Annotated in this window: 26 protein-coding genes; 20 read left to right on the top strand and 6 right to left on the bottom strand. The window is 39.6% G+C overall.

The genetic code is table 11. The annotated features are described in order from the left end of the window. Window positions 1-54: 54 nt before the first annotated feature. Window positions 55-441 carry a MarR family winged helix-turn-helix transcriptional regulator gene (locus VZF35_RS25790; protein ID WP_407309441.1) on the bottom strand — a complete coding sequence of 129 codons (387 nt, stop codon included), beginning with the start codon at window positions 439-441 and terminating at the stop codon, window positions 55-57. A 248-nt stretch (window positions 442-689) separates the two neighbouring features. Further along, entirely contained in the window at window positions 690-1,340 is a 651-nt protein-coding gene (locus tag VZF35_RS25795) for a MarR family winged helix-turn-helix transcriptional regulator (RefSeq protein ID WP_407309443.1), read from the bottom strand. A 368-nt stretch (window positions 1,341-1,708) separates the two neighbouring features. On the opposite strand from VZF35_RS25795, the gene VZF35_RS25800 reads away from it, so the two are divergent. From VZF35_RS25800 to VZF35_RS25810, 3 genes are all read left to right on the top strand, one after another. After that, window positions 1,709-2,527: a methyltransferase domain-containing protein gene (locus tag VZF35_RS25800; protein WP_407309445.1), complete on the top strand. Its 819-nt coding sequence runs from the start codon at window positions 1,709-1,711 to the stop codon at window positions 2,525-2,527. Window positions 2,528-2,677: 150 nt separating this feature from the next. Next, window positions 2,678-2,809, top strand: a complete 132-nt coding sequence (locus VZF35_RS25805) for a hypothetical protein (RefSeq protein ID WP_407309447.1) — start codon at window positions 2,678-2,680, stop codon at window positions 2,807-2,809. Next, window positions 2,806-3,408 (top strand): HD domain-containing protein, encoded by a 603-nt coding sequence (locus VZF35_RS25810; RefSeq protein ID WP_407309449.1) that lies wholly within the window; start codon window positions 2,806-2,808, stop codon window positions 3,406-3,408. Before VZF35_RS25805 ends, VZF35_RS25810 begins: the two co-directional genes overlap by 4 nt. 328 nt (window positions 3,409-3,736) lie before the next feature. On the opposite strand, the gene VZF35_RS25815 is transcribed toward VZF35_RS25810, so the two are convergent. Continuing rightward, a complete protein-coding gene (locus tag VZF35_RS25815) occupies window positions 3,737-4,336 on the bottom strand; it encodes a DUF3793 family protein (protein WP_407309451.1) in 600 nt (199 codons plus the stop codon). A 141-nt stretch (window positions 4,337-4,477) separates the two neighbouring features. Between VZF35_RS25815 and VZF35_RS25820 the strand changes: the two genes are divergently transcribed. The 4 genes from VZF35_RS25820 to VZF35_RS25835 all read left to right on the top strand — a co-directional run bounded on the left by VZF35_RS25820 (window position 4,478) and on the right by VZF35_RS25835 (window position 7,377). After that, window positions 4,478-5,566, top strand: coding sequence for a dipeptide epimerase (locus VZF35_RS25820; RefSeq protein ID WP_407309453.1), 1,089 nt, complete (start codon window positions 4,478-4,480; stop codon window positions 5,564-5,566). Between the two features lie 333 nt (window positions 5,567-5,899). Further along, window positions 5,900-6,139, top strand: a complete 240-nt coding sequence (locus tag VZF35_RS25825; protein ID WP_407309455.1) for a YkoF family thiamine/hydroxymethylpyrimidine-binding protein — start codon at window positions 5,900-5,902, stop codon at window positions 6,137-6,139. 117 nt (window positions 6,140-6,256) lie between these two features. Continuing rightward, window positions 6,257-6,613, top strand: a complete 357-nt coding sequence (locus VZF35_RS25830; RefSeq protein ID WP_407314832.1) for a DinB family protein — start codon at window positions 6,257-6,259, stop codon at window positions 6,611-6,613. Window positions 6,614-6,942: 329 nt separating this feature from the next. Further along, window positions 6,943-7,377 carry a GNAT family N-acetyltransferase gene (locus tag VZF35_RS25835; protein ID WP_407309457.1) on the top strand — a complete coding sequence of 145 codons (435 nt, stop codon included), beginning with the start codon at window positions 6,943-6,945 and terminating at the stop codon, window positions 7,375-7,377. A 9-nt stretch (window positions 7,378-7,386) separates the two neighbouring features. Here the strand turns inward: VZF35_RS25835 and VZF35_RS25840 are convergent, their stop codons facing one another. Together VZF35_RS25840 and VZF35_RS25845 are read right to left on the bottom strand one after the other, a co-directional pair. Then, window positions 7,387-7,977, bottom strand: coding sequence for a hypothetical protein (locus VZF35_RS25840; protein ID WP_407309460.1), 591 nt, complete (start codon window positions 7,975-7,977; stop codon window positions 7,387-7,389). 324 nt (window positions 7,978-8,301) lie between these two features. Further along, window positions 8,302-9,420: an amidohydrolase gene (locus VZF35_RS25845; RefSeq protein ID WP_407314834.1), complete on the bottom strand. Its 1,119-nt coding sequence runs from the start codon at window positions 9,418-9,420 to the stop codon at window positions 8,302-8,304. A gap of 200 nt (window positions 9,421-9,620) precedes the next feature. On the opposite strand from VZF35_RS25845, the gene VZF35_RS25850 reads away from it, so the two are divergent. Next, window positions 9,621-10,121, top strand: coding sequence for a GNAT family N-acetyltransferase (locus VZF35_RS25850; protein WP_407309462.1), 501 nt, complete (start codon window positions 9,621-9,623; stop codon window positions 10,119-10,121). Window positions 10,122-10,614: 493 nt separating this feature from the next. Continuing rightward, on the top strand, window positions 10,615-10,776 hold the full coding sequence (locus VZF35_RS25855; RefSeq protein WP_407309464.1) for a hypothetical protein: 162 nt from the start codon (window positions 10,615-10,617) through the stop codon (window positions 10,774-10,776). Between the two features lie 91 nt (window positions 10,777-10,867). Here the strand turns inward: VZF35_RS25855 and VZF35_RS25860 are convergent, their stop codons facing one another. Further along, window positions 10,868-12,109, bottom strand: a complete 1,242-nt coding sequence (locus VZF35_RS25860; protein WP_407309466.1) for a PucR family transcriptional regulator — start codon at window positions 12,107-12,109, stop codon at window positions 10,868-10,870. A 300-nt stretch (window positions 12,110-12,409) separates the two neighbouring features. Here VZF35_RS25860 and VZF35_RS25865 point away from each other — a divergent pair, with 300 nt between their 5' ends. From VZF35_RS25865 to VZF35_RS25915, 11 genes are all read left to right on the top strand, one after another. After that, window positions 12,410-13,213, top strand: coding sequence for a methyltetrahydrofolate cobalamin methyltransferase (locus VZF35_RS25865; RefSeq protein WP_407309468.1), 804 nt, complete (start codon window positions 12,410-12,412; stop codon window positions 13,211-13,213). 30 nt (window positions 13,214-13,243) lie between these two features. Further along, complete coding sequence (locus VZF35_RS25870) at window positions 13,244-13,876, top strand: corrinoid protein (RefSeq protein ID WP_407309470.1); 633 nt, start codon at window positions 13,244-13,246, stop codon at window positions 13,874-13,876. A gap of 53 nt (window positions 13,877-13,929) precedes the next feature. Beyond that, the gene (locus VZF35_RS25875; RefSeq protein ID WP_407309472.1) at window positions 13,930-14,913 is read left to right on the top strand and encodes a uroporphyrinogen decarboxylase family protein; all 984 of its coding nucleotides are present in this window, start codon (window positions 13,930-13,932) and stop codon (window positions 14,911-14,913) included. A 127-nt stretch (window positions 14,914-15,040) separates the two neighbouring features. Continuing rightward, window positions 15,041-15,595, top strand: coding sequence for a DUF2284 domain-containing protein (locus tag VZF35_RS25880; protein ID WP_407309474.1), 555 nt, complete (start codon window positions 15,041-15,043; stop codon window positions 15,593-15,595). A 222-nt stretch (window positions 15,596-15,817) separates the two neighbouring features. Beyond that, window positions 15,818-17,488, top strand: a complete 1,671-nt coding sequence (locus tag VZF35_RS25885; protein WP_407309476.1) for a formate--tetrahydrofolate ligase — start codon at window positions 15,818-15,820, stop codon at window positions 17,486-17,488. Between the two features lie 318 nt (window positions 17,489-17,806). Next, window positions 17,807-19,075, top strand: a complete 1,269-nt coding sequence (locus VZF35_RS25890) for a multiheme c-type cytochrome (RefSeq protein ID WP_407309478.1) — start codon at window positions 17,807-17,809, stop codon at window positions 19,073-19,075. A gap of 14 nt (window positions 19,076-19,089) precedes the next feature. Next, entirely contained in the window at window positions 19,090-19,968 is an 879-nt protein-coding gene (locus VZF35_RS25895; RefSeq protein ID WP_407309480.1) for a hypothetical protein, read from the top strand. An 84-nt stretch (window positions 19,969-20,052) separates the two neighbouring features. Next, the gene (locus VZF35_RS25900) at window positions 20,053-21,282 is read left to right on the top strand and encodes a DUF438 domain-containing protein (protein WP_407309482.1); all 1,230 of its coding nucleotides are present in this window, start codon (window positions 20,053-20,055) and stop codon (window positions 21,280-21,282) included. Between the two features lie 433 nt (window positions 21,283-21,715). Further along, on the top strand, window positions 21,716-23,500 hold the full coding sequence (locus VZF35_RS25905) for a methyl-accepting chemotaxis protein (protein ID WP_407309484.1): 1,785 nt from the start codon (window positions 21,716-21,718) through the stop codon (window positions 23,498-23,500). Between the two features lie 369 nt (window positions 23,501-23,869). After that, complete coding sequence (locus VZF35_RS25910; protein WP_407309486.1) at window positions 23,870-24,460, top strand: TetR/AcrR family transcriptional regulator; 591 nt, start codon at window positions 23,870-23,872, stop codon at window positions 24,458-24,460. A gap of 57 nt (window positions 24,461-24,517) precedes the next feature. Continuing rightward, on the top strand, window positions 24,518-25,381 hold the full coding sequence (locus tag VZF35_RS25915; protein ID WP_407309488.1) for an SAM-dependent methyltransferase: 864 nt from the start codon (window positions 24,518-24,520) through the stop codon (window positions 25,379-25,381). Window positions 25,382-25,649 lie beyond the last annotated feature (268 nt).

Genomic DNA, 25,649 nt, shown 5'->3' on the forward strand with positions numbered 1-25,649 from the left:
TCTATATATTTAAACCGAGAATGCTTAGAATTCTAACTATATAGCTAGAGGAAATTATGTCGCTTTAAAATTGTCATAGGATACTTTTAGCAATTTTTGATAGATCTCTTTTTCTTCATCAGACATGCCCTTTAAGAGTAGAGTCTCGACATCTTGAAAAGTGGTTTCCACCTCATCGATCAGCGCATTTCCTTTTTCAGTAATACGAATCTGTTTCGTGCGCCCATCTTTACTGCCAGTATTACGGATGATAAACCCCTTTCGCTCTAGGCCCTGCAATAAACTGGTGATTGAAGAGCCTCGCAGTTTAATTGTACGTTCCAGATCTTTTTGAACAATCTCATGCCCTTGTTTTAATTGCTTATCCAGATAACCCAAAAGACGAGCCTGCTGATTGGTAATGTCATAGGGGATAAGTTTTGAATCCAGTCTTTGCTTCATGGCGTGTACAATGTTCCTAAGATAAAATTCATACAGTTTGTTTTTCTCATGCGCTCCCAAACAAATCACCTACTTTTTGTTCATGATATTAAGGAAAATAGGGAGCCACTTCTGACAAGAGTAAGCGACAGGAGTGACTCCAACAATACAACACAAAGTTAAATATTTGATTAGAATTCTATCTAAACTGTAGACCCAATCATTCAACTTGCCAACATGAATATTTATTGATCAATTAATTGATTTATTTATTTCTCCTCGCGATCCTTCTCATTATCCCTCTGAACAGGATGCTGGTCATAACCTCCGTCATTAAAGGACGGACGGTCACCTTCCCTATGGAAATGTCGGCCAAAGCCCCTGCCACCGAAAGGCGGACGGCCACCTTCCATATCGAAATGATGACCGAATCCTCTGCCACCAAAAGGTGGATGGCCCCGGAACTCAAGTTTCGCTTCACGATCAGTTTGCTGCTCTAAAGCAGAGATGATACGACTCAGATAATCGCTTAATGCAGCTTGTTCCTCTTCATTCAAGCAACTAAACAACGCTTCGCTATCCAAATGCTGCTCATTTTGACCGGATGACTCTCTCCCTGCCTCGGTCAGACGAACATTCATAACACGTCGATCCGTTGGGGAAGGGGTTCTTGTGATATATCCGTTCCGTTCCAGTTTGGCCAGCAACTCTCCCAAAGATTGGGATCTTATATCCAAAATATCAGAGAGTTCTTTCTGACTAATCTCCGGCTTAAGCTTTAGGAGGGCTAACACCCGTCCTTGCCCCCGATGAGGGTCACCCATAGGACCGTGATGTCTATGATTTTGCAGGTGATATCGGTGCAACAGCCATTCAAGGCGGACAAATTGATCTGATAAATCCAAATTATTGTTACTCATAACTTTTTTCCTCACTTTCAATGCAAATACAAAGGTACCTTATATATTTATTATAAAGGTACCTTCGTATCCTGTCAAGCCTGAAACATCCCTCTAAGTTAATTCCTTTCCAGTTCATTCTTCAAGAACTCGAAAGACCAGGAAGAACTATTGCAGTACTAGTTACTAGATTTATTATAAGATCGTATTTTTGTTTCACTATAAATTTATCACCAATTCCGAGTTCAAAGCTGAGAGGCAAAATAATCGTGCTGCTGTTTGGGATATTGTGATTCAACTAAGGGTTGAGCCTTTAAGAATATAAAATATCAGGTTATTGAAACGCTCTTTTCTATGCAATAAAATTGGTCATGGGGAGCGTGAAAGATATGAACGCCAAATTAGCTAAGAATATTTGCAGATACCGCAAGGAAAAAGGGTTCACTCAGGAGGAACTTGCTAAGAAACTCGGTATAACATTTCAGGCGGTTTCTAAATGGGAAACGGCACAAACTTTACCGGATATTTCATTATTGCCAAAGTTGTCACAAGAACTGGAGATTAGTTTAGATAAGCTTTTCGGCTATGTCTCTTATGACAAGCCAATAACCATTTATGAAGAGGAATATAAAATTCCTGATTACTATTGGGGTCTCGAGCCCTCAAAAACTTGTTTAAAAGTTCTTGACTTATTACCACCCTCACGCCATCTAAAATTACTAGATATTGGTTGTGGGGAAGGAAAAGATTCTGTATTTTTTGCCAGAAATGGATATGACGTAACCGCATTTGATATTTCAGATGCAGGTATTGAAAAAACAAAAAGACTTGCTGAAAAGGCCAGGGTACAAGTTACAGTGTTTAAGGCGGATATTTTAGATTATCGTTTAAATAGTAATTTTGATGTCCTTTATTCAAGTGGTGTTCTGCATTATGTGAAACCGTCTCTACGCCATGAAATATTCAGCAACTACAAACGGTTTACTAACCCACGTGGGTTGCATGTCTTTAATGTGTTCGTACAAAAACCATTTATTGCCCCCGCTCCGGAAAAAGAACCGACGGCTTGTAAATGGATTTCGGGAGAACTATTTACACAGTATCAAGATTGGTTAATTCAAGAATCTTCAGAAGTGATTTTTGACTGTAATTCTTCTGGTATACCACATAAGCATGCCATGAACGAGCTCATTGCTCAGAAACTGTGATTATCTCTTAATTTAATTAAACGATCCTCGTCTTAACATAGGTTGATTGGAACACTCCGGTAGTGTTCTAGGGGAATTATAGAACGAAATCTTGCTTGAGGAAATGGGGATGAAACATTGGGCATAACAAACAGCATTGGAGGAGCAGTTTTGTCTGAGCAAAACTATGAGCATGAGTTTAAAAGGATTGTCTATGAAAATGATTGGTTTATGAAACTTCTAAGGGACGTTCAGGAGCTTAATCTTCCGAATTGGTTTATAGGTGCGGGAGTTATATCATGAATGTTCCAACGCTCGAAGAGGCCAAACGCTTATTGTCTGAAGCTGGGAGACGTAATCCTGGTCCTTGGGTAGATCATTCGATCTTTACTGCAGAGGCAGCTCGTAATATAGCAAGCAGCCATAGAAAGCTTAATTCGGAAATTGCGTACATATTGGGATACCTTCATGATATTGGCAGACGTTATGGAATATCGCATATGCGCCACATTATAGATGGTTACAATTTTTTATATCAGATGAGTTATGAAGATTGTGCTCGAATTTGTCTTACCCATTCCTTTCCTTTGAAAAACATCGATTCATACACTGGAAACAATGACTGTAATGCCGAAGAAACGGAGTTTATCAGAAAATACATCTCAGGAATCAAGTACACTGAGTATGATGAATTGATTCAGCTCTGTGATGCTTTAACGACACCAAAAGGGTTTTGCTTACTTGAGAAACGCCTGGTAGATGTCGCCTTGAGGTATGGCGTTAATGATTTAACCGTTTTAAGGTGGAAAGCTACCTTTGAGATTAAAGAAAAATTTGAAAATGTTATCGGAAGGTCTATCTACGAATTATTACCGAAGATAGAAGAGACAACATTCTTGTAAGGCCGGGGTAAATGCAGGGAAGATTATATATCGTTTTTCATCCCCGCGGGATACCTGGCGAAGACCACCAACATTTGTTAATCATTCCGTTCGAAGCCCAGGAGAGATAAATTACATTATCATAGCATTCATATTTTATCAGCCACACTCCTCTGCAAACGGATTTAAAATGTGTCATTTTAATGTCTGAAAGGTTTATTTGTTCCTACCTCCTTAGACTTAGTTTTTCTGTTAAGGTGCAACGAAAAAGTTTCACTTTAATGTTACCGAATCAAGTCCATTTCAAAGAACCTCCATTTTGGGGAATCTTTAAGAGTCCTTTATAACGCTAGATTACTGATGAGTTGAGTATATAGCCCTGTCTTAGGAATAAATTGATAAATTCTCTCACTTTAGTCCGAGCTTGTATAAAACTATGGTATCTAGTTATGGATGTCTTCTCATTGCCGTATATTTTCCACCCTTTTGTTTTAACCAGTTGCAAAGAAGGGTGGCCTATAAAACCAAGTACGTCTTTTAACGGATAGCCTAGGAATATTCCAATTTCGTGAGGGAAATCATCTTGATTCAACCTTTTAGCCAGCAAATCAAGATAAACTTCTAATGAATAGGGATCTGGATAACCTAATTTACGAAGAAATTTTAAATTTTCCTTGTTCCGAAGAGTATTATCCAGAGAAGCATAATGATAAAACAAAACTTGAATTCTTTCATTCTTTATTTTAATCTCTCTAAATTTTATGCTCTTATCCCACAATAGGCAGTTTCTGCATTCTTCCCAAGGTGAGTCTTTCATACCATCTTTGTGAAAAGGTATGTTTAACAATTCGGCAGGTTTAACACCTAACATCGTAGCACCAATACGGTCTAATAAATGTACTAGATACTTATCGCAGCAAGGTTTCCTGTTAAGCCAATACCGGATCAAAAATCATTCTTGAATCACTGAATCATAATCCATCTGACAACTTTTAGAGAACTCCTTAAGCTTTTGGAGGAATCTAAAGGTACACGTGGAATGTTAGAGTGTTATAGCGAATGGTGCAAAAGGCTTGAGAGGTGGAGAAGCATGAAAATAATAGATATCAAAATCGGACATATATCAATTCCCTTAAAAAGACCCTTCAAAACAGCATTGAGATCAGTGTATAGTGTAGAAGATGTCGTTGTAAAAGTAATAACCGATACAGGACATGCTGGCTATGGAGAAGCACCGCCGACAGGAGTGATTACAGGGGATACCACAGGAGCCATCATAGGAGCTATTGAAGATCATATCAAGAAATTCTTGATTGGCTTGGATCTCGAGAATTTTGAAGAAATTATGATTAAACTGGATAAAGCAGTTGTTAAAAATACAAGTGCCAAGGCTGCGCTGGATATTGCTCTGCATGACCTTTATGGACAATTGTACAACGCTCCTCTATATAAGCTTTTGGGAGGATATCGAAAAGAAATTACTACAGATATAACAATCAGTGTCAATAGCCCGGAAGAAATGGCAGAAGACAGCCTGGCAGCCATTAAGGAAGGCTACAAAACCTTAAAAATCAAAGTGGGAAAAGATGCAGCTATGGATATCCAACGGATGAAGGCCATCAGAAAGGCCGTAGGATATGAGGTAGACCTTAGAATAGATGCTAATCAAGGTTGGCATGCCAAGGAAGCGATTTATACTTTGAGACAGATGGAAGATGCAGGTTTAAATATTGAACTGGTAGAACAACCTGTACCTGCCCATGATTTTGAAGGACTAAAATTAGTTACAGATCATGTATCCATCCCTGTACTTGCCGATGAAAGTGTATTTTCCCCTATGGATGCTATAAAAATCATCCAAATGCGTGCTGCGGATCTCATTAATATAAAATTAATGAAAACCGGAGGTATTCATAATGCCTTAAAGATTTGCACTATTGCCGAAATTTATGGCGTAGAATGCATGATTGGCTGTATGCTGGAAAGCAAAATAAGTGTCACGGCAGCAGTGCACCTAGCTGCAGCTAAAAGTAATATTACAAAGGTAGATCTCGATGGCCCGGTATTATGTAAAGAAGACCCGATAGAGGGTGGTGCCATTTTTGATAATTATAAAATAACCATAAAGGATGCACCTGGTTTGGGATTCAAGAAAATTCACGGAGTCGTTTATAACTAAAGGCTTGTTTGGGCTACCCAGCAGGGGTACTTCATTACTCTGATGTGCTTAAGTCACACCACTGATGAATAAAAATATGCTATTTCCAGGCGGAAGGCATAACTTCGATGAATACTTTCTGCAGGTCCTTCTCGCCATCCTTGGCATCAGAGACACGTGGCCAGCGCATAAATGCAACGAGCGGCTTCTGCTCTTGCAAGCTAACAAGCAGGAAGACAGTGTCTTCGGGTACACGCCGAGTTTTCTTTATCAGATACAGAAAATGGTTAACATAACTTCTTGAAGTTCTGGAAATACTATTATTCGAATAATTACAAGGGAGGTTTTTGGCTAATGATATGTGCAGAAGTATCGGTCTATCCACAAAACACCCAAAATGCAAATCAAATCATCACTGATTCTATAAACAAATTAAACCAGCAAACTGTTCAATGTAAAGTTGGAGATGTCAGTACCCATATTAACGGTAACGACGACCAAGTATGGCAATGTGTTAAGTCGGCTTGGGATTCAGCTAAAAACGCAGGCCAAGTTAACATGGTAGTGACATTCTCTAATACCACTAATCATTAAGTCTGAGTTTAAAAATGCTTTCCTTAAAATAATAAAGGCTAGTCATTTCGAAGTTGAAAAGCCTATTGTCCAGCATACTTTTGTAAAAACAGCAGATTTGTTCTGCTGTTTTTATGTATCACCCAACAAGTTCCTGAGGAAGAATTGCAACGAAAGAGGGTTGGTGGTGTAGGAAGCATCTTAGATACCTTCAATCATATAGTTAACGCTGAAATAAATTGGATCCGTGGGCTAGCAGGAAAGGAAATGGTGTTTTATGACATAAAATTATATGACACTTTAGATAAGGCAATGGAATTATCTCAGAAATGTCGACCGGAAGTTATAGAATTTATGGATAATTGGGTATCTGAAATGGAAACAAAGAAGTTCTCAGGTATTTGGAACGGTCAACCCTATAGTTATTTATATGGCGAGATACTGCGCCACTTAGTCGCTTATGAGATCCATCACGTTGGTCAACTCTCGATTTGAGCTAGAGAACTTGGGTACGAACCTGTATCAGCAAACATAATCGGAAGGGGGCTATACAATAATTGACCAATAAGGTTTTCCGCCCCAGACGCCGATCATGAAATATCCAGATACGATGACAATTAATTGGTAAAAATAATAATCACCGGAGCTTTTTATATGCTCCGGTTTCTCATTTTGCAGGAAATTGAAGATAATTGTGGAATGAAAAACGACATTGGTTCAGCAATCCATTCTTTAATGCATTTTGAACATTGTTTCAAGACAGTAGTTTGCAATTCGTTGAGGGACTAAGTTTCATAAATATTTAGTGTCAGGAGGGTAAAAAAATGAAATGGGATTTTGAAGACTATACAATAGAGACTGATAAAACCTTGATATCAGCGAATCGAATTAAGGAGTTTTTGTTAAATAGTTATTGGGCTAAAGACAGATCCATAGAAGTGATCGAAAAATCTATCAAGAATTCATTTTGTTATGGTGTATATCATGATAAAGAACTAGTTGGTTTTGCGCGGGTCGTGTCTGATTATGCAACGATGTTTTGGATTGGTGATGTTTATATTGATAAGAATCACAGGGGAAAAGGACTCGGAAAGAAGCTAATAGAATGTATCATTGAAACGAAAGAATTCGAAAATCTCAGTGGAATCCTGTCAACTAGAGATGCACATGGACTATACGAACAATTTGGTTTTGAAAGAGTCGAATCAAAATTTATGGCTCGAGCTCCCCTCCGAATCACTGATGCAAGAGACCGTTAAGACCTTCAACTATAGGAGTACTCCAAAATCCTCAATATGTATTTCTCTGTTGTAAGTTTCTATCTGCGGGTTAGTTCTAATAATTTCTGCTATCATGGTGTTCACCGTTTGAGAAGATTTCGTTATAAAGTCGTGTAATCTTGAGCTAGTAAGATCTTTGTCATAGGTTAGTTTACTATTCAAAAAATTATTCAAATGATATTCTTTGCTTTCAAAATATTCTTCAAACTTTTCTTCAATCATAGCAGGTCCAAAAGCAGCCGCTTCTCGACATATATATAACCGGCACAGAGGCGTCATAGCATCCTTTGGTAAGACACAACCCATATTACTTACAAAGGGACACTGGTTCAAGCCAATCTTCATTTCTATCATAATTCCATTATATCCCTTAATTATTTGACCTTCTTTCAAAATCAACGCATAGATATCTGGGTAATGAAGATTTAGAAAGACTAAATCGAAAAGACAAAATTCCGGCTCATAAGAACAGCAGCCTATTTTTTCACACTCTTTCTCATTTCGATAACAAAATGCACAAAGATTAGTGCTAATACTTGGACGCAAGGGGTCATAAATAATTTTAAACTCAGCCAGCATCAGTGAATTCCTCCTATTTGTTGAATAAACCTCTTATAGATTGAAGAGAAGAGAGGAGATTAAAAAAGCTCCTAGCTACGAGGGATATGTAACAAGTTCATAATATATCTAATTTCTCGGTTAGTCGACTATGTACAAAAATTAACATATCAAATTTAATACGAAATATCTCCTTTTTAACTTGACCACTATGTCGAGTTTGCAATTTTACTCAAAGGGAAAACCAGCTAGCCCCCCCATGTAAAGATCATCTAGTTTTTGAGCATTTCTTTGGAAAATTATTGTATTTTAGGTTAGCAGATACACAAAAAATAATGAAACATCTTATTTGAGTGAGTAGACAAGGTTACCATTAATAAACGTATAATGAATCTTAGAGTTTAGATTAAAAGGTTCTCCGTCGAAGACGACGAGGTCGGCATCATAACCTATTTCAATAGTCCCGATCTTTTCTCCACATCCTAGAATTTTAGCAGGATTCGAGGTGAGAGCGCGTAAAGCCTGGCTCGGAATCAGCCCTTCAGCTATAGTTAAAGCAGCAATTGTACGCAATTGGTCGATTGAATTATACGGATGATCTGTGATTAAAGCTACGTTTATCCCAGCCTCAACTAAATTGATCGCCGTTTTATAATTTCTACTTTTTAGTTCCATTTTTATTCTCGGAGTCAACATCGGACCAAAGGCTACAGGTATTTCTCGTTCTTTTAAATAATCTTTAACGAGGTCGGCTTCAGTCCCATGCTCAATGACCAGTTTATGAATATTAAACTCTTCAGCGATACGAATAGCAGTTACAATGTCGTCAGCCCTGTGAGCATGGGCCCGCAAGGGGATTTCTCCAATAAGTGCCGGAATAACAGATTCTAAACGAAGATCACGGTACTTTACCTTTCCTTGACTTTTTAATTCTATGTAATCTTGTGTTCTCATAAACAATTCCCTAATTAAGGCAGCTGTACCCATTCTTGTGACAGGACATTTGCTGTCGATTCCATAGGTACTAATGGGATTTTCCCCAAGAGCAATTTTTAACCCTACGGGGTTTCTGACAAGCATTTGATCAATAATATGGCCGGCGGTTTTTGTGGCTAAGGATAGCCCACCTACAACATTATTGCTTCCTGGTCCAACCATAACCGTTGTGATCCCGGATTTAAGTGCATCTCTGAACCCAATATCCAGAGGATTAATACCATCGATTCCTCTAAGATGAGGAGTGACGGCGTTAGATGTCTCGTTGTTGTCAACTCCAATTTTACCAGTACACTCTTCAATAATTCCTAAGTGAGTATGGCAATCAATGAACCCTGGCAAAACATAATGTTCTTCCATATCCATCGTTATGAAAGAACTGTCGGGTTGCAGATTATCATCCACAGAAGATATTTTTCCCATCTCAATGAAAATGTCCTTTTTCTCCGTGTCTCCTTGTTCCCTCATTATGAGGCAATTCTTGAGAAGCAATGAATCCAATAGACATTTCCCCCTTTCTGTATAGTTTAGTTTTCCTTAAAAATTTGAGATTATTAAATTATTTTATTTATTAAGAGTGAATCAGAATAGGGTTTCTAAAAAAAACATTTTTAATGCATTGTCTAAACACAGCATTGACATAAATTAAAGGATTGAGGAAGATTTGGATGGAAATTTTAAAAGCTACGAATAGAGACATAGACAGAATCATTACCTTATGTAAAGATTGTTCCCAGAACATGCTAGACAATTTAATCGACCAATGGGATACAATCTATCCAAACAAAGAAATATTTTTGGAAGATATCCGAAATGACTCCTTGTATATAGTAGTTTCTGATGGACCAGAGGAAATATTGGCGTGCATAGTCTTAAATGACTATCAAGATCCAGTATACAAAGAAATCAAATGGGACTATGATAGCCAAAAGATTGCTGTGATACATAGACTAATGGTTCATCCTAAACATGAAGGAAAAGGGATCGCTCAATATTTGGTAAGATACATTGAAAAATTAGCGGAGGAACATCAATACGGATCTATAAGATTGGATGTTTTTGAAAAAAATCTTAGAGCAGTCAGTTTTTATAAAGGACTTGGCTACCAATTGGCGGGAAAAGTTACCTTTAGAAAAGGGGTATTCTTTTGTTGTGAAAAATTAATATAACTATGAACACCCTATTTTTGAAGCTAGTCCTACAGCGAATACGGTAAGATAATGACGGAAGGGCTATTCTAACATATAAAAGTTTTGCTTCTGAGATAAAGGCAAACTAAGGTTAAAACTATATTACAAAAAAGTAACGCCACACAAGGGTGGCTTTTTTCTATTTATTTTAATCACTTAAAAATCTACTCACAGGTAGTTCAAGTTGAATATTAACAATAAAGATTATTGATTGATAGGATAGTGATATTCTATAGACTTTAAGGTGTGACCATGTTATTATTTACACAAAGATAGAAATTGAAGGGAAGTGAATCTTGAAGCTAACTGCAGGATATTTAAAAAGATCATTGATTTGCTTCGTGAATGTAAACACTATCTCATAGGGTATCCGAGATAATGATTAACCGACTAATACCAGATAACGTTAGGGTTTATCCTCTTGTTTAGATATTTAAGTCATTGAATTATATTCTTGAAGGAGGGGTTGTATATGTTAGCATGGATTTCGATGATTATGCTGTGTCTATTTCTCGGTGCATGTGCTGTGATAATTGCCACTTCGTGTTATCAGATCTTGAAACTGATTCGCAGGTTTCCAGGAAAACGTGATTTTATCATTAAACATCCTGATTTAACAACTAGTCATGGATGAGCTTAATAACGAAATATTGGACCAGAGGGCTATCACTTTTTAAGAAGGTGGTAGCCCTTTTGTTTTTAAACCAATATTCGTAAATCATATCTCAAGGCAAGGAAATTTTTAAAAGTTCCAGCATCTTGTAAGAAAGATAGAGCTGAAATAGTATATCCCCGTCATTCAAATCCACATTTAAGATGCTTTCTATTTTTTCAATCCGATGAAACATGGTATTGCGATGAATATTCAGCTCGGCGGCAGAATCCTTGACGTTTCTAAAATTACAGATATAGGTATAAAGGCTGCGAGCAAATTCTGTGTTATTCTCCTTATCATAGTCGATCAGTTTAAGCAAGGAAGGGTGCAGAAACTTTTTATAGTTCTTATTATCAGCATGAAAATTTATAAGATCGTAAATAAGATAATCTGCGTAACTAAAAAAATAAGTTTCTTTGTTGATAAGATTACCTAGCTTCAGTGCCTCGACGGACTCCAGGTAATGCTCCCTTACTTCGGTTAAGTCAGTAAACGAGCGGCTGAGTCCAGCCTGTAAATTATTATGGATAATGAATTCTTTTAAAGCCTTTAATTCAATCTTCAGAAAAAGCATTTCATTTTCGCAACTGGCGAGTATTGCAATGTTATGATTATAAATCACTGCTTTAGTGTTGGCCAATTTCTTCTCGATTTCTTCTCTCAAGTAAGGAAGGGTTGACTTAGACATATCCAAATTTTGTGTGTCAAGATTTATAACAAACAGTTTGCGTTTTAACTTTAAATTTAGTACCTTCATCCGTTCAGCAATGATTCTTTCATCTTTAAAATTACCATCAAGCAGATCGAGCAGGAGGCTTTGATGGAGTAAGTCGGGAGATAAATGAATATATTTATTTTTTTGCAATTCGATGGAAAAGGCATCACAGAGGATGGAAACGATTTCTTTATCACTCTCTTCGAAAAGGCGGTTATGGGCACAAACTACTAAAAAAGCACTATCCCTATCATTAATAGAAATTTTCCCGATAATTCTAGGGTATTTACAGTATGGATCCAACCAATAAAAGGGATTTTTATTTTTAACTATTTCGTCAAACAAATTATTCTTCGCATAATACGAGTAGGTCTGAAAAATAAAATTTTGATTCTTTTGAAGTTCGTTCCAGACTGGGTCATCCGTTACTTTTGTTTCACCAGTTGAAGCAAGAAGCTTTACGCTAAAGTCTGTTACCGTAAAAGGGTTCCCCAGCATTTGATATCCGAAATCGGCAAGGGCTTGCATTCCGGACTCTTTGCTCAGTATCTTTAGTAGTTCCAAGGAATAGCGGGAAAGCAGCAAATTATCCTCCATAAGCATAAGACCTCCTTAACCAGCTAATGTGCAGAATGTACTTTTTTTACTGAATACTTTGTTAAATTTGACAAAGGTAGAATATTTAAAAAATCGAATATAACATTATGATGTCTATACAAATAGTCATTTAAGGGGGGACAACATTCACAATTTCTATTTTATACCCAAAGTACAGCGCTTCATACTGTAGACTTTTAGATTCTTATAGCGCCATTATTACAAGTCCGCCAATGCTGTTGAGTAGCAATCTTAAGTATCTAACACACATGGAAAATTACAAATGGAGGTAGAGAGATTTTGATAATTATCGGTGAGAAAATCAATGGAGCAATTCCTTCAGTCGCCAAAGCAATTGCTGCAAAGGATGCAGACTTCATTAGAAATCTTGCTAAAGCTCAATCAGAGGCAGGAGCTGCCTTCATTGATGTGTGTGCGTCAGTTGAAGACATCATTGAACTCGAAACCATAAAGTGGCTGATTGACTTAGTGCAGGAGGTTACTGATACACCCATTGCAATTGACAGCCCTAATGTACGTATATGTGCAGAGGCTATTAAATTCTGCAATAGGCCTGGTCTTATCAACTCAGTCTCCATGGAAGGAGGCAAGATTGATGTCATATTTCCCTTGATAGCTAATGCGAAATGGGAATGTGTCGCCCTCTTATGCGATGACACAGGAATTCCTCAGAATACCCAAAAACGTCTGGAAGTTTTTGCTGGTATTATGAAAAAAGCTAAAGAATATAACATTAATCCAGCTCGCTTGCATGTTGATCCTTTAGTCCAAATGCTTTGTACCTCGGAAGACGGAATCAACACCGTTGTAGAGGTAATCAAAGAAATCAAGACACAGTATCCGGACATTCATGTAACAGGAGGCGCAAGCAATATTTCCTTTAATCTTCCTGCTAGAAAACTTGTCAATCAGGCCTTCATCGTGCTTTCGATGAACGCGGGGATGGACAGTGCGATTATCGACCCGTTAAACAGGGATATGATGGGTATGATCTATGCTACTGAAGCGCTCTTAGGACAGGATGAATACTGCATGGAATACATCGGAGCATATAGGGAAGATAAATTTGGTCAAAAAAAATAATCTAATTAAAATTACTAGGAGGAATTTATAATGACAAAGATTGAGGAACTAAAAGCAAGGCTAGAGGCAGGAAAAGCTAAACTCGTTCCGGGTTTGGTCCAGGAAGCACTTGAGGAAGGAAACGCTGCAGGCGATATTCTCCAGGCTATGATAGACTCTATGGGCGTCGTTGGTGACAAATTCTCCGCAGGAGAGGTTTTCGTCCCAGAAATGCTAATGGCCGCAAAAGCTATGTCCAAGGGGGTCGAGGTAATCAAACCTCTTCTCACAAGCACAAGCACATCTTCTTTGGGCACTTGCGTTATTGGCACAGTTCAAGGAGACCTTCATGACATCGGTAAAAACCTCGTTACCATGATGCTCGAAAGTGCTGGATTTAAAATGGTCGACCTTGGCGTAGACGTTTCAATAGAGAAATTTATGAATGCCATCAAAGAAAATGAAAATGTTACCTTAGTAGCCTGTTCAGGCCTTCTGACTACAACAATGACGGCGATGAGGGAAACCGTTAAAACGCTCAAAACTTGTGGCTTGACAGGGTTTAAGGTCATCGTCGGCGGTGCGCCTGTAACCCAGGAGATGGCAGATGAAATCGGAGCGGACGGTTTTGCTCCCGATGCTGGGAGTGCCGCAGTAAAAGCCAAAGAATTGGTAAACGCTTAATCGCTTATGAGTTTCAATGCCTAAAGCAAGTAAATAGAAGGAGGCCATAATTGATGTTAACAAAGAGACAGAATTTAATGGAAACCATTAAAGGTGGAAATCCGGATCGATTTGTAAATCAGTATGAATTTATGGAGCTTATTATGGAAGCTCCAATGGATCTTCCTTTAGCACCGGGACCCGGAATGACAATTAAGAATAAATGGGGTATTACCTTTAGCTGGCCGGAAGGCCAAATCGGTTCTTTCCCTGTTCATGATGATGAACACAAGGTTGTAAAGGACGTTACAAAATGGAAAGACGTTGTAAAAGCACCATCAGTCTATTATTCTGATGAAGAGTGGGCTGCTGCTGTAGCACATGCAAATTCTGTTGATCGAACTGACAAATTTGTAACAGCTTTTTGTGCGCCGGGTATCTTTGAAATGACGCATCACCTCATGGGTATTGAAGATGCATTGATGAATTTGTACGAAGAACCTGAAGCCATGCAGGAGCTCATTGATTACGTTGTTGAATATGAGTTGGCCTATGCTAAACAAGTGATTGACCATATTCATCCCGATGCACTCTTTCATCATGATGATTGGGGCAGCCAGATTTCCACATTAATTTCTCCAGCTATGTTTGAAGAGTTCTTCTTACCGGCTTATAAGAAAGTATATGGTTTTTGGAAGCAAAATGGTGTAGAACTGATCGTTCACCACAGCGATAGTTACGCGGCTACCTTCGTTCCACTTATGATCGAAATGGGGATTGATATTTGGCAAGGCGCAATGACAACCAACAGCATTCCCGAACTAATCAAAAAGTACGGTGGTAAAATCTCCTTCATGGGAGATATCGACAGCGGCGTTGTTGATCATCCTGCCTGGTCACGTGAAGAAATCGCTAAATATGTTGAAATAGCCTGTAGAAGATGTGGAAAATTATACTTTATTCCTAATTTAAGCCAAGGTTTAAATATTTCATCATTCCCAGGTGTATATGAGACAACAAGCGAAGAAATCGACAAAATGAGTAAAGAAATGTTCTAACTCCAGGTTTAGCAAACGTTATAAATAACTATTTCTAATATATGGAAAGGAACAAAGAACCGTGGAAGTGGCTGTGAAGTTGACTTGTCACAAAGGCAATATCTGGTATTAATTAGGAGCGGTCGATATGGAGACGGATCTAAACGATTTAGTCAAGGATGCCCTTGCCTTAAATGCGACTCATGCTTCGCTCGTAGAGGTTGAGAAAATTCCTTTCAGTGAAGATTTTAGAAGGCTCTGTGAACAGAATTCCTGTGGATCATACGATAAAAACTGGATGTGCCCTCCAATGGTCGGACCTGTCAATAATTTGATCAAGCGGGCCTTGGGTTTTAACCAAGGCCTGTTATTTCAGACTGTCCATCAACTAGAAGATTCGTTTGATTGGGAAGGTATGCAAGAGGGACAAGCCAATCACGAAAAAATATTCAGGAGAATTCTTGAACACGTGAAGAGTAACAATATCTTTAATGAAATTCTTCCGTTAAGTGTGGGGCCTTGCATGTATTGCCAAAAATGTGCTTATTTAATTAAGAAGAAGTGCTATTTTCCTGATAAGTCAGTATCGTCGGTTGAAGCATATGGAATTAACGTAACAGCTTTAGTAAAAGACTATGGAATACCCTATTATAATGGTCAAAATACAGTTTCGTATGTGGGGCTGATATTGTTCAAGATGTAATTGATGTTAATACTATTGAACACCCAAGACTGTGCATCATGGAGATGCAGATGCGCTTAAATCATGCGATTACTGCTGGGAGAATTGAAACGTTAAGATTGGGAATGCTGCCAAATGGATGCAATTCGGGTTCTCCTCAATCATCGTGAGTTTGCCTTTCTTGCAAGTGTTAATTCCAACCCATCGCCAGTCTGAATTATCAAATGAAATGGAGTATATAATATGAAAAGTGACATCGAAATCGCCCAATCCGCTGTTATGAAACCAATTACAGAGATTGCCAGAACGCTGGATTTACAAGAGGATGATATTGAATTATACGGTAAATATAAAGCAAAAGTTAGCCTGGATGTATGGAATCGGTTAAAAGATAAACCCAACGGCAAGCTCATCTTAGTGACAGCCATTAATCCTACCCCCGCCGGAGAGGGAAAAACGACAACAACTGTGGGATTAGGGCAGGCACTTTGGAAAATGGGAAAAAAGGCTATGATTGCTGTCCGAGAACCGTCACTTGGTCCTTGCTTCGGAGTTAAAGGAGGGGCTGCCGGAGGTGGGTATGCTCAAGTTGTGCCCATGGAGGACATTAATTTACACTTTACCGGAGATTTTCACGCCATTACCTCAGCCCATAGTCTCTTAGCAGCCATGTTGGACAATAGTATTCAACAAGGAAACCCTTTAAATATTGACCCTCGTCAAGTTGTCTTCCGCCGTGTTGTGGATATGAATGACCGTGCCTTACGTAACATTGTTATCGGCTTAGGGGGCAGAACGGAAGGAGTTCCGCGGGAAAGCGGCTATGATATTACTGTCGCCTCTGAAGTGATGGCGATCCTTTGTTTGGCAAGCGATCTCATGGATCTCAAAGAACGCTTTGGCAAAATCGTTGTGGCTTATACTTATGAAGGAAAGCCCGTGACAGCTCATGACCTGGGAGCAGAAGGGGCTATGGCCCTCCTGATGAAAGACGCCATTAAGCCGAATCTCGTTCAAACCCTGGAAAATACACCCGTGTTTATCCATGGAGGACCTTTCGCTAATATTGCTCATGGCTGCAACAGCATTATGGCCACGAAATTAGGGCTCAAGTTAGCCGATTATCTGGTGACGGAGGCAGGCTTTGGCGCCGACCTTGGGGCGGAGAAATTCTTTGATCTAAAATGTCGCTTCGGTGGGTTGAAACCTGAAGCTGTCGTTATTGTGGCAACGGTTCGAGCCCTGAAAATGAATGGCGGGCTGGCCAAAGATCAGCTCGATACTGAGGATTTGGGAGCCTTAGCTCGTGGTGTTGTCAACCTGGAGAAACACATTGAAAACATGGCCAAATTTGGGGTTCCGGCTGTCGTCGCGATGAATCGATTCCCAACAGACACAGAAGCCGAACTCAAGCTAGTGCGCAAGAGTTGTCAGGAGTTAGGCGCGGAAGTCGCCCTTTCTGAAGTATTTATGCGGGGTGGGGAAGGTGGAATTGAACTCGCTGAGACCATTCTTTCCGTGCTCGAACATCAAAACTCCAAGTTCAAAGTTCTCTATGAGTTAGACTCGCCCATTGAAGAGAAAATCGAAAAAGTAGCCACAGAGATTTATGGTGCGGAGGGTGTTATCTTCGACAAAGCAGCTCAAGCTTCTATCAAAAAATATGTTGAAATGGGATATGGCAATTTGCCGATCTGTATGGCCAAGACACAATATTCCCTTTCAGATGATGCCACACGTTTAGGGCGGCCAACGGGTTTCACGATCACTGTACGAGAAATCCGACTTTCTGCGGGAGCCGGATTCTTGGTAGCAATTACAGGGGCGATCATGACTATGCCTGGATTGCCAAAACGTCCGGCGGCGACGAGAATGGATATTGATGCTGAGGGAGTAATTACAGGTTTATTCTAATCGTCAGATTATATCGCTGGAAGAAGGCCGACGGCTGTAAGCAGCAATACTCAGGGCATCAAGCTCAGGTGGTTTACCCAAAGCAGACCTTGCATTGTATCAGGGCAAGAAAATGGGAAGAAACTGTGTAAGCCAATTGTAAGCGACATTGTTTAGTCATTAAGACGGAAATTCCTTTTCGGAATTTCCGTCTTTTTTGTAGGAGTGGTTTATTCAGATAAACCAGCTATTATTTACCATGTTTAGGATATATTTTCTGATTCATACTATTATTACTTCGCTAAAAGCATAGGGAGGTGTATCCATATCCATAACAACATGAATAAAACGGTTATGTGGCGAAATTTAGTCTTAGCTCTCGTGGTAACATTAGCAGTAGCTTTTTTTCTTAATTGGTGGAATTTCAAGAGCGGAAGTAACCCCGTTGCTAAGAACTTTGCGGGCAATGGGGGAAATTGCCTTAGTTGTCATAATCAGACCACACCTGGTGTTGTTAAACAATACGGTGAAAGCAAGCATGCGGAAAACAAGGTAAGTTGCTTAGATTGTCACCGTGGTGATTCCGGAGGGAAACTAACTGTAAATCACTATGATAACCAAATTGTTTTTAAACCAACACCTTTGAATTGCTCACGCTGTCATCCGGCACAAAGTCAGCAATTTGATCATAGCAGGCACAGCGCACCGGCTTGGTATGCCCAAACAGGCGCAACGGCTTTTACAGATAAACAGCTGAAGCAGTATGGTTTGTCCTCAACCGGTAAGTATAACGATTTATATCATATGGAGAACCCGGATGTAACGAAAATGGCCTGCGAAGTCTGTCATGGCATTGGAAAGCCTAATGGAGACGGTTCTTTTGGTGACTGCACCAAGTGCCATCTAACCCATTCTTTTTCCCTGGCACAGGCGCGAAAACCGGAAATATGCGGTTCCTGTCACTTAGGACCTGACCACCCGCAAAAAGAAATTTATGAGGAGTCATTGCATGGAGTGCAGTATGCAGACAAAGGTAATACATGGGATTGGAATGCACCGGCAGGTACTTTATCCAGTAAGAATTTTAGTGCACCTACCTGCGCTATTTGCCATATCAGCGCTTTCGGAGCAGCCCCAGGGACGCATAACGTGGGTGATAGGTTAAGCTGGATGCTTACGCCTGCTCAGGCAGTAAAACGTCCGGATTGGCAGACACACAGACTAAATATGCAAACCGTATGTTTAGAATGTCACGCCAACAGTTTCGTCCAAGATCTATATGATAATGCAGATAAAGTTGTTCAACAAAGTAATTCAAATGTTGCCACGGCCCAAACAATTATTAAGAACCTAAAAGATCAGAAATTAGTTCCTAGTGCCCCCTTCTCAAGTTCCATTGACTTTAAAGGGTTTGAGATTTGGCACCACGAAGGCAGAAGAATGCGGTTTGGAGCGTTTATGAATGGTCCCGACTATGTACAGTGGCATGGCATTTATGAACAATTGCTGGATTTAACAGAATTAAAAGAATGGGATGCTGATATACGATCAAAAGGCCCCCGTCAATTCACAGCTCAAGATACGAGTAAATCTACTAAGAATCCGTAGGAAGGGGGAGCTGTATGAGGTCTGCATCGACCACGCACTTTATTTATCGCTGGCTGACAGATAAGCATTTAAGAATTCCTTTGGATAAAACCTGCCTGATTTTATCCTATCTGTTTTTAAACTATGCGATAGTATTTGTTGACGTAGTAATCGCTCATTCCGAAAACAGTTTTTTTCCAGTTTATGAGTGGATACCTGTTATCTACTCGCCTCTAGCTGCCTTAGCTGCCTTGTTGCTGCTAATCGCTCCGCGATCTGGTTTGATTAAACTGACCTATTTAGTCATGATGTTAGCCGGAGTCATTATCGGAATCTTGGGATTCGGTTTTCATCTTCAAGCTTCATCTGCGGGAAACACAGTATCCTATGCTGGTTTAATCAGCTCTAATCCGGTCTTGGCACCTTTAGCCTTTGTCGCCTTAGGTCTGATCGGGATCGTGGCCGGTATGGACGACCGGCCAACTTTCAGGAAATACGGTTTCACCAATAAAACCAGGTATTTGATCCTCATTACTGCCTTCTGGTTTTTTGCAACGGGATTAGTAGCCTTTTTTGACCATGCACAGACAGGATTTACAAATGTTTATACTTGGGTTCCGGTTTATACTGGGATCTTTGCCGGGATGGTACTATTACTGCAAGCCTTCAGCAGGCACGAGAAAGGGCTGTCTAGCTTATATATTGTTACTATTGCCCTTAGCATCGCTGTCGGGCTATTAGGATTTGCTTTTCATTTAACAACTGATTTGGCCGGCAGAGGGGTTATTGTTTGGGCAAGAGTATTTTATGAAGCTCCAGGTTTAGCGCCATTACTATTTTCTGATATTGGTGTTTGGGCCGCTCTAGTGTTTCTCGATCCGCAGCCGGAGGCGACTGAGTCGGCAAATATCTAAGGTCTCTTCAAAACCACGATGATAAAGAGTTTAAAGAAATGACCAATATTCAAAGTTAGCATCAAATGAATAGGAAGTGAACTAATGAGCGATGTAATCAATAATCGTGAATATCGACAGAAAGTGTTAAAAGAGCTCATAACCGAGCTTCACAGCGGAAAGACCGTTGAAGATGTGAAGGCTAGGTTTGAGGAACTCATAAAAGGCATTTCAGTTAAAGAGATATCTGAAATGGAACAGGCCTTAATTATGGATGGGATGCCGGTGGAGGAAATTCAAAATCTCTGCGATGTTCATGCTGCACTTTTTGAAGGATCCATCGAAGAAATTCATCAACCAGAAAAACCCGAAACGATCCCAGGGCACCCTGTTTATATGTTTAAAAAAGAGAATCGTGAAATTGAGAAACTATTGAACGAAAAGATAAAGCCTAATCTTGAGAAATTAAAGCATTCGGATGATATGGGGAATACGAATACTCTCCTAGAAAATATAAATCTTTTATGGGAGATCGATAAGCACTATTCAAGAAAGGAAAATTTACTTTTCCCTTATTTGGAGAAGTACGGAATAACCGCCCCTCCCAAAGTGATGTGGGGTGTTGATGACGAAATTCGAGGTGCTATAAAAGCATTGAAGACATTACTATCGAGTGGTGGAATCAATACAGAAGTGACGAAAAAAGCGCATGAAGCAGTTAATAAAGTGCAAGAAATGATTTCTAAAGAGGAGAACATTCTCTTTCCTATGGCCCTCGAAACGTTAACAGAAGATGAATGGTTAAATATTGCCAAAGAAAGTGGAGAAATTGGGTATACCTTAATACAGCCTAAGGAACAATGGAAACCAGTATCGAAAGCTGCGGAAGAAAAAGTCAAGCAACAAGGGGAAGAGCTTACTGATCATGGCAATGTTTCATTTGATGCGGGCATTTTGTCACCAAAGGAAATCAACGCCATATTAAACACCCTTCCTGTAGATATAACCTTTGTTGATAAAAATGGAACGGTCAAATATTTCTCTCAAGGAAAAGAAAGGATCTTTGCAAGGCCAAAAACGATCTTGGGAAGACGGGTGGAAAACTGCCATCCCCCTGCAAGCCTTCAGATTGTAGAGAAAATCGTCGATGACTTGAAAACAGGGAAAAAGGATCACGAGGATTTCTGGATCAAGATGGAGGAAACGTATGCATTTATCCGTTACTTTACCGTAAACGATGAAAAAGGTGACTTCCTCGGTATCATGGAGGTGACACAGGATATAGCACCAATACAAAAAATAGCAGGGGAGAAGAGACTTATCTCTAACACATAATACTTTGGTGATACTTACCTGGAATATCGTAAACAAACATGGCGGTTAATTCCATATTTTTTATTAAATAATGAGTTAAGACCAGCATCGCTCTTTTAAGATTGTGATGCTGGTCTATTTAATATTCCCTGAAAACTATTAATAACGTGATAAAATTATATCAAGAGACTGTTTAAACAAAATTGGTCTCTGGGACTTAATGATTTTAAGTTACTTAGACATAAACCTTGAGAAAACTTTATTTTTGAGGCTCCTATAAATTCGTTAAACTTTTAAGAAATGTCCGAATTTTTCTATTTATTGGCTGTTTCTGGTATTCAAGGGAGGAATTATAGAAAGGATGTTGAATATTAAGAGATTGTCTGGAGACAAAGTACGAATCTGAACGACGACATAACAACCGTTTAGCAGAAACAGAGAGGAAGCCGGTAATATGTTGAAAAAACAAAAACTAAACCGAAGTATCTTAGCTTTAATTATTGTATCCGTCTTAGTTGCAGTGGGAGTCGGCACTGTCAACATCTATAAAACCGAAAATAACAGTAAACTTAGTATGGAACTTTATACGAAAGTTCTTAATGAAAGCTACGATCAAGATATTCGCTATGTCACTCAACAAGCAATTGGTACCTTGAATGGAATCTACGCTCAAGAGCAGCAAGGAACACTCACAGAAGCACAGGCTAAACAACTGGCGATAACCGTGATGACTAAGATGCGTTACGGTGACAATAGGGAAGGCTATTTTTGGGGAGATACAGTCGACGGTATTTGCGTTTTCCATGGCACAAACGAGTCATTGGCTGGCACAAATCGAAATAATGCCCAAGATTCAAAAGGCAATTACTACATTCAAGAAATCCGCAAAGCAGCCATCGGCGGTGGTGGGTATATTAACTTTTGGTTTCCTAAAGCAGATCCTAAAGACACCACCCAGTATCCTAAAAGAGGTTATGCTCTGGAGTTTAAGCCCTGGCAATGGGTTATTGGTACAGGCAATTATGTAGATGATATCCAAAAAACAATAGCTCAGCGTCAAGCGACTGTGGATCAAGAAAATCGAATAGGAATCGCTTATACTATTGCCGGAATGTTTTTGGTCATATTGGTATCCGTGGGATTTTCTCTGCTCGTCAACAAAAGGCTGACGAAACAATTAGAACCAATGGCCGAAACAGCGATTCAAGTGGCTAATGGAAAACTGAACGTTCCTGAGATTAAAGCGGAAACCGATGACGCCATCGGGCACTTGGGTAAATCTTTGAACGCTATGACAAAGCATTTGCGGGAACTGGTTGAAAGGGTCAGCTTGTCTTCCAACAGAGTTGCTTCAACGTCCAATGAACTGAGTATAGGAGCCGAACAATCTGCTCAAGCGTCCAACCAAATTTCTTTAGCAATAACTGAAGCCTTTCATGGAACTGAGAAGCAGCTCGGTGTTGTCGAACATTCAAGAAATGTTGTCAGCACCATTATAGAGGGTATCAACAAGATGCTGTCTTACTCTCAGGAAGTGGTGAAAACCTCGGAAAAAGCCGCCGAATCAGCTCTTAAAGGAAGTAACGCCATCGACCAAACGATTGAGCAAATGAATAATATCGAAAAAATAGTTGCTGCCTCTGCGGAAGTGATCCAAGAATTAGGCGACGAATCTAAAGAAATCAGCCAAATAGTGGATATGATATCGAATATTGCTTCACAAACTAATTTACTGGCGCTCAATGCCGCCATCGAAGCGGCACAGGCCGGTGAACAAGGCAAAGGCTTTGCCGTAGTCGCCGATGAGGTAAGAAAACTGGCTGAACAATCCAGCCAAGCCGTCCAACAAATCGCTAATTTAATTTCAACGGTTCAAAGCAATACTCAAAAAGCCGTGACAACAATGGGGCAGGGCACAAAAGAAGTATCCCTTGGTATGGAAGTGGTAAGAAGTGCCGGTCAAACATTTAAAGAAATAAACGAACTGGTTAATTCAACTTCACTGGAAATTCGGGAAATTTCCGAAGAAATTAAGCATACTGCCTCGGGCAGTAATCAAATTGTAGAAGCCATTAAAGAGCTTGATGAAGTTAGCCAAACGATCGCGAGTCAAACGCAGACGGTCTCTGCATCAACACAGGAACAATCGGCTTCGATCGAACAAATTGCAACCGGGAGTAAAATGCTTTCGGATATGGCCCAAGAACTTCAAGCAGCTACAGCGAAATTTGAAGTTTAATTAATTAAAAATGCACATAATAACCAATCCTTGCCCGACCCTGACACTCCACTAAAAATGGGATTCAGACTTATTAATGAGCTTGTTATATTGCATTGATGTTTTCTAACGAGCCGATCTGGCAACCCGACGAACGTTGGTGTTACTTCATTGCTATTCTCTAGCAATTGCGGGATGTTCTATGATTAAAAAACAGTTAAGGTGAATTCGAGGGGCACTCCATCACAAGTATTAGAGGGGCTAGCCCTTATGGCAGAATCCATGATCAAGAGTTGAAAAGGGAATAGCATAAGGTGACGAGTTTGTCATATGACATACTTGTCACCTTTGTCTTTGTGTGATATTTTAATACATAGAGGGAGCGATAATATGCCGAAAGAAACTTTTAATAACTTGAGTGAAGATAAAAAAATAAAAATTTTTAATGCAGCAATGCAGGAATTTTCAACTAAGCGGTTCAGCGAAGCGTCAATTAACCAAATTGTTAAGACGGCAGGTATACCCAGAGGTAGTTTTTATCAATATTTCAATGATAAAGAGGATATCTTCCTTTATGTATATACAGAGATCTTAAAAGAAAAGCGAGAAATTTTGCATAGCGCAGACGATGTAAATCCGGATGCAGATGTTTTTGAAGTATTAATGCAAACAACCAAGGCATCCTATAAATGGAGCAAAGATAAACCAGAGTATAGCCAGATAAGTTTACTGATGGAGATTGATAACAGTGAATTCATTACCGGGCTCCGTACTGCATCGGCCAATATGTTGAGAGAAATGGTTGAACGTGACAAGCAGCGCGGTCTTATTAAACCTGAAATTGATCCTGATCTTGTCGTGGAGATGATTTATACATTCTTTATGAGGGAATATTTCCGGATCGGGTTGGCCGAAGATAAGTTTTTGAAAAGAATTAACGATGCCATAAAAATAATCAAAGAAGGAATTGCAAAGGTTTGAGAGACTTAGACGATTGACTGATTGATTAGATTCTAAATATAGAAGGGAATGAATGTTATGGCAAAAGAAGCAGCTAAAACAGGAGCTGGTCCAACAGCTCTAATAGCGATTGAACAATACTTTCCGAAAAAGGAACGTATCGTCGAGGATGAGTTGGCCTATCATATACTGCCGACGGGGAGAGCTTTTTTATGGTTCATGCGCCCGAAGTCGCTCCGGGATTGGATGGTTCGAACAACTGAGAAAGACATGCCCGGTCTCTGGAGCGGTATGATGTGCAGAAAGCGGTATATCGATGAGAAACTACTTGATTCGCTCAATCAGATTAATGCGGTATTGAATTTGGGTGCAGGATTTGATACTCGGGCATACCGGTTTCCCGCTCTTACTGATATACCTGTATGGGAACTTGATCAGCCTCAAAATATCGAACCCAAACAGGCTCAGATTATTAAGGTTTTCGGAAAAATTCCTTTACATGTTAAGCTTGTCGCCATAGACTTTGACCGAGAAGATTTGGGCTCTGTTTTGGAGGCAAATGGTTACTCTACTGACGTGCGGACATTTTTCATCTGGGAAGCCGTCACTCAATATCTAACAGAAAAAGGTATTAGAACAACTTTTGATTTTTTGGCAAAAGCCGCATCTGGCAGTCGTCTTGCTTTCACATATGTTCTCAAGGACTTTCTTGAAGGCCGGGCTATGTATGGCTGGGAGAAGGGCTACAAAAAGTTCGTGGAAAATAGAATTTGGATTTTTGGAATGGAGCCCGAAGCGTGGCCGGATTTTCTCAAAGAGTACGGTTGGCGGGTAATCGAAGACATTGGTTATGAGGAATTGGCCGAGAAATATGTTAAACCTACAGGCCGGATACTTGACTCAACTCCAATCGAGCGTATGGTCTATGCGGAGAAGTTGTAAGAGCCTTTTAGAACAATCCATAAATGTGAATTACTAATATTTTTTGGATGTTAGTGATGTTAGTTTGGATAAGGTAAATGCTGGTCGGGGTTGAGGTGACTTCGACCGACAGTTTACTATGAGAGGGAACGCAGGGCATTGTTCAAGCGATATGATAAGGTAAAAGACTTAAAGATGGGTTAAAACATAGGGTTGTTGAAATCTTAAGACGATAAACGGTAGGGACTCACTGTTTATAGTTCAATGAACAAATATTTGATGCGTTGGT

The sequence above is a fragment of the Desulfosporosinus paludis genome, from assembly GCF_045689965.1.
GTDB lineage: Bacteria > Bacillota > Desulfitobacteriia > Desulfitobacteriales > Desulfitobacteriaceae > Desulfosporosinus > Desulfosporosinus paludis.